The organism is Geomonas sp. (assembly GCF_035254065.1).
Taxonomy (GTDB): domain Bacteria; phylum Desulfobacterota; class Desulfuromonadia; order Geobacterales; family Geobacteraceae; genus Geomonas.
In genome coordinates, this window is sequence record NZ_DATFBA010000106.1 from 1 (window position 1) to 4,292 (window position 4,292).

Genomic DNA, 4,292 nt, shown 5'->3' on the forward strand with positions numbered 1-4,292 from the left:
GACAAGGGAGTCACGGTGCAGCAGTTTCTCAGGGAATACCTCGAGGTTCACGGCTACTGGGTCCTCTTCCTCGGCACCTTCCTCGAGGGTGAAACGATCCTGATCTTCGCGGGATTTCTCGCCTGCGAAGGCTACCTCAACATCTACGCGGTCATCCTGGCCGCCTTCGCCGGCTCCTTCCTCGGCGACCAGTTCTACTTCCACCTCGGGCGGCGCAAGGGGCCGTCCCTTCTGAAGCTCTTCACCTCCTTCGCCAGGAAGTTCCGCAAGGCGCTGCGCCTCATCGAGCGCTACGGCACCTTCGTCGCCTTCATTTCCCGCTACACCTACGGCTTCCGCATCGTGCTCCCCATCATCCTCGGCATGACCAACTTCGCCGCTCGGCGCTTCCTGTTTTTGAACCTGGCGAGCGCGCTCTCCTGGGCCATCATCTTCTCGCTGGCCGGCTTTCTGTTCGGCAAGGGGGCCTCGCTGGTGGTGGACGACGTGGAGCGCTACGAGCCCTACCTGATGCTGGTGCTCGCCTGCCTCACCGGCTGCCTCTGGCTCAGCCATTTCGTCGCCCACTGGTGGCGCAAGAGGCACGCCCGCAGAAGGCTGCGCCGGATGCAGGAGTGGAGGAGCTCGGCGAGGCCGCAAGCCTGACCCCACAAGCCTAACCACAGAGGACACGGAGGAGAAGCAGGCTACTGTGGCCCGGTTGTTAACCGTACAAGATTTCAGTTTCCTCCGTGTCCTCCGTGACATCCTCTGTGTCCTCAGTGGTCCGCTTTCCTGAAGTATTGCAAAATCCTTCCCTGTTATGCTCTAATGCCCTGCCGTCCCCCTTTAACCCCATCCTCACCCCGACCCTCCCCTTGAAGGGGAGGGAGCGCGGTTGGCAACCTGTGGTGGAGTGGAACTCGTCAGGTCGGTGTCTTCACTTGACGGCCCCGGTGAGCGTCCCCTCTTCTTCAAGGAGAGGGACAGGGTGAGGATGGGGACGCTACTGCAATAAAGTTCTAAGGAAGTGAAATGGATCTGAAAGAACGCATCTCCGTCGTGCTGGTCGGCACCCAGAGCCCCGGCAACATCGGCATGGTCTGCCGCGCCATGAAGAACATGGGCCTGAGCGACCTGCGCCTGGTCAACCCCTGCAGCGTAGAGCACCTGGACGCCATCAAGTTCGCCGTCTCCGCCCGCGACCTGCTGGAGCGCGCCCGCATCTTCACCTCGCTGGAAGAGGCCATCGCCGACGCCGAGTTTTCGGTCGCCACCACCCGCCGCCACGGCAAATACCGGAGCGAGATTTGGACGCCGGGCGAGGTGGTGGAGCGCTTCGCCGAGTGCGCCCCCGGAAGCCGACTGGCGCTGGTCTTCGGCCGCGAGGACAGCGGGCTCACCACCGACGAGGTGGCCCTTTGCCGGTGGCAGTCCACCATCCCCACCGCCGACGAGTTCGGCTCCCTGAACCTCTCCCAGGCGGTGCTTATCTTCTGCTACGAGTTCCTGAAAGGGGCCCAGCCGGCACCGGTGAAGGAGGCGAGGGAGGTGGCCGGTTCCGCCCTGCTGGAGCCGCTTTACTCCCACATGGAGAAGGTCTTCCTGAAGATCGGCTACCTGAACCCGCAAAACCCCGACCACATGATGCGCACCATGCGTCGCATCTACGCGCGCGCCGAACTGGACGAGCGCGAGGTTGCCTCGCTGCGCGGCCTGCTCTCCCAGATCGACTGGGCCTGCGCCGAGTTCAAGGGGAAAAAGGGGTCATGAACCTCGTGCACTACATCGGCTTCTTCGCGGGGCTTCTGACCAGCGGCGCCGCGGTCCCGCAGGTTATGCAGACCTGGCGCACCAAGCACGCCCGCGACCTTTCCATGTCGCAGCTGGTCCTGCTCTGTCTGGGGATGCTCCTTTGGCTCATCTACGGCCTCTTCCTGAACGACCTCCCCTTGATTGCCGCCAACATCTTCTCAATCTGCTGCTATGCCGCCCTCATCGCCATGAAGCTTCGCTTTGACAGAAAGGACGCTGCCGCCTGCGCGCAGGCAATGGAGTGAGCACTGAGTGAGAAGGGGAGGGCGGGGCACTGTCATGGTGGTTGGCAGCTCTAATGTTAAAAATATTTATGATTTCTTATTGAATGTGTTAAAGTAATCGCCGCGTAAACCGAAAGAGAGAGGCAAGCGGCGAAAGTCAGCGAGGGATGCTCATTGAAAATCCTGCTTACCAATGACGATGGTGTGCACGCGGCAGGGCTGGCCGCCCTGATCAGAAGAGTCTCCGAGGTCGCGCAGGTGGTGACGGTGGCTCCCGACCGGGAGCAGAGCGCGGTGTCCCACGCGCTGACCCTGCACCACCCCCTGCGCGCCGCCCGCATCGCGGACAACGTCTTCTCGGTGGAGGGAACCCCTACCGACTGCGTGAACCTCGGCATCCACAGCCTGCTCAGCTTCCGGCCGGACCTGGTCATCTCCGGCATCAACCGGGGCGCGAACCTGTGCGACGACGTCACCTACTCCGGTACGGTGGCCGCCGCCATGGAGGCGACCCTGATGGGGATCCCGGCCATCGCCGTCTCCCTGGCCACCCGCAACGCGGGGGAGCACTACGACGCCGCGGCGCTCTTCGCCGCCCGGCTGGCCGTCACCGTCTTCGAGAAGGGGCTGCCGCCGGACACCTTCCTGAACGTGAACGTGCCCGATCTGCCGCAGGACAAGCTGTTGCCGCCGATCATCACCTGCCAGGGGAAGAGGAGCTACGAGGGAACCATCGTGGACAACGTCGACCCCCGCGGCCGGAGCTACTACTGGATCGGCACCGCGGACCAGAGCTTCAAGGAGGTCCCCGGCTCCGACTACGACGCCGTTGCCCACGGCCACATCTCCATCACCCCGCTGCACATCGATCTCACCAACCACGCCTCGATAGCGCTCCTCAAGGGGTGGGAACTTCGGTGAAGCTGGACATTTAGGGTGCCATTTGCTATATTTCCCCGTTCGTTAAAGGGGGGGAGATGGATTTAGCAGTCGCACGTAAGAGAATGGTCGCCCAGCTGGTGAAACGTGGCATCACGAACGCCCGGGTGATCGGCGCCATGCAGGATATCCCGAGGCATATCTTCGTGGAGGAGGCGATGGCCGCGCAGGCCTACAGCGACAGCTCCCTTCCCATCGGGGAGAAGCAGACCATCTCCCAGCCGTACACGGTGGCCCGCATGACCCAGATGCTGGAATTGACCGGGCGCGAGAAGGTGCTGGAGCTCGGCACCGGCTCCGGCTACCAGGCGGCGGTGCTCGCCACCCTGGCCAACCGGGTCTACACCGTGGAGCGCATCCGCCCCCTGGCGCTCAAGGCCAGGAAGGCGCTGGACAGCCTGAGGCTGTTGAACGTGAACCTGAGGATCGGCGACGGCACCGACGGCTGGCCCGAGGAGGCCCCCTTCGACGCCATCCTGGTCACTGCGGGAGCGCCGCACGTCCCCCAGTGCCTGATCGACCAGCTGGCCCCGGGCGGCAGGCTGGTGATCCCGGTGGGAGACCGGCAGGACCAGCGCCTGGTGCTGGTGATCAAGCATGCCGACGGCAGCGTCGAGAGGCAGGAGACCGAAGACTGCCGCTTCGTCAAACTGATCGGGAAAAACGGCTGGAACGAGGAGAACTGAACCAAAAGCATAGTCTTGCGCTTCTGAAAGCTGGCCTTCTGAATAATGTAGCCTTCTAACCTAAAGCCGCCCCATAGGAGTCGTGCATGGAACCTGAAGAGCTTCTGGAGGAGAAGGAACCGATTTTTCTGGACGAGCACGATGAGCCGGACGGCATCGGGCTGGACGAGGTGGAAGAGGCCGAGGAGCGCGAGGAAAGCGAGGAGTCGCCCGAGGTCGAAGAGGAAGAGATCAAGGCGCCGGTGGTGGAGCACTTCGACGACGCCATCAAGCTGTACCTGCGCGAGATCCAGAAGACCAAGCTTCTGACCGCCGATGAAGAGAAGGAGCTGGCGGCCAAGATCGACCTGGGGGACAAGGCCGCCCGCGACCGCATGATCGTCTCCAACCTCCGGCTGGTGGTGAAGATCGCCAAGCGCTACATAAACCGGGGGCTTCCCTTCCTCGACCTGATCGAAGAGGGGAACATGGGGCTCATCAAGGCGGTGGAGCGCTTCAAGCTCTCCAAGGAGTGCCGCTTCTCGACCTACGCCACCTGGTGGATCAGGCAGTCCATCGAGCGGGCGCTGGTCAACCAGTCGCGCACCATCCGGCTGCCGGTGCACGTCTCCGACGACATCAACAAGATGCTCCGGGTGACGCGCGAACT

The 4,292-nt window shown here is 63.0% G+C and carries 6 protein-coding genes; all 6 read left to right on the forward strand.

What is annotated here, in order from left to right:
* Positions 1–15 precede the first annotated feature (15 nt).
* On the forward strand, positions 16–645 hold the full coding sequence (locus tag VJ604_RS05490) for a DedA family protein (RefSeq protein ID WP_324080416.1): 630 nt from the start codon (positions 16–18) through the stop codon (positions 643–645).
* A 369-nt stretch (positions 646–1,014) separates the two neighbouring features.
* On the forward strand, positions 1,015–1,752 hold the full coding sequence (locus tag VJ604_RS05495; RefSeq protein WP_324080404.1) for an RNA methyltransferase: 738 nt from the start codon (positions 1,015–1,017) through the stop codon (positions 1,750–1,752).
* Positions 1,749–2,039, forward strand: coding sequence for an SWEET family sugar transporter (locus tag VJ604_RS05500; protein ID WP_324080407.1), 291 nt, complete (start codon positions 1,749–1,751; stop codon positions 2,037–2,039). The genes VJ604_RS05495 and VJ604_RS05500 overlap by 4 nt, the downstream gene beginning before the upstream one ends.
* Before the next feature lie 153 nt (positions 2,040–2,192).
* The gene (surE, locus tag VJ604_RS05505; RefSeq protein WP_324080408.1) at positions 2,193–2,939 is read left to right on the forward strand and encodes a 5'/3'-nucleotidase SurE; all 747 of its coding nucleotides are present in this window, start codon (positions 2,193–2,195) and stop codon (positions 2,937–2,939) included.
* Between the two features lie 56 nt (positions 2,940–2,995).
* On the forward strand, positions 2,996–3,643 hold the full coding sequence (locus tag VJ604_RS05510; protein WP_324080412.1) for a protein-L-isoaspartate(D-aspartate) O-methyltransferase: 648 nt from the start codon (positions 2,996–2,998) through the stop codon (positions 3,641–3,643).
* An 86-nt stretch (positions 3,644–3,729) separates the two neighbouring features.
* Positions 3,730–4,292 (forward strand): sigma-70 family RNA polymerase sigma factor (locus VJ604_RS05515; RefSeq protein WP_324080414.1); only part of this gene is annotated, 563 nt, incomplete at its 3' end.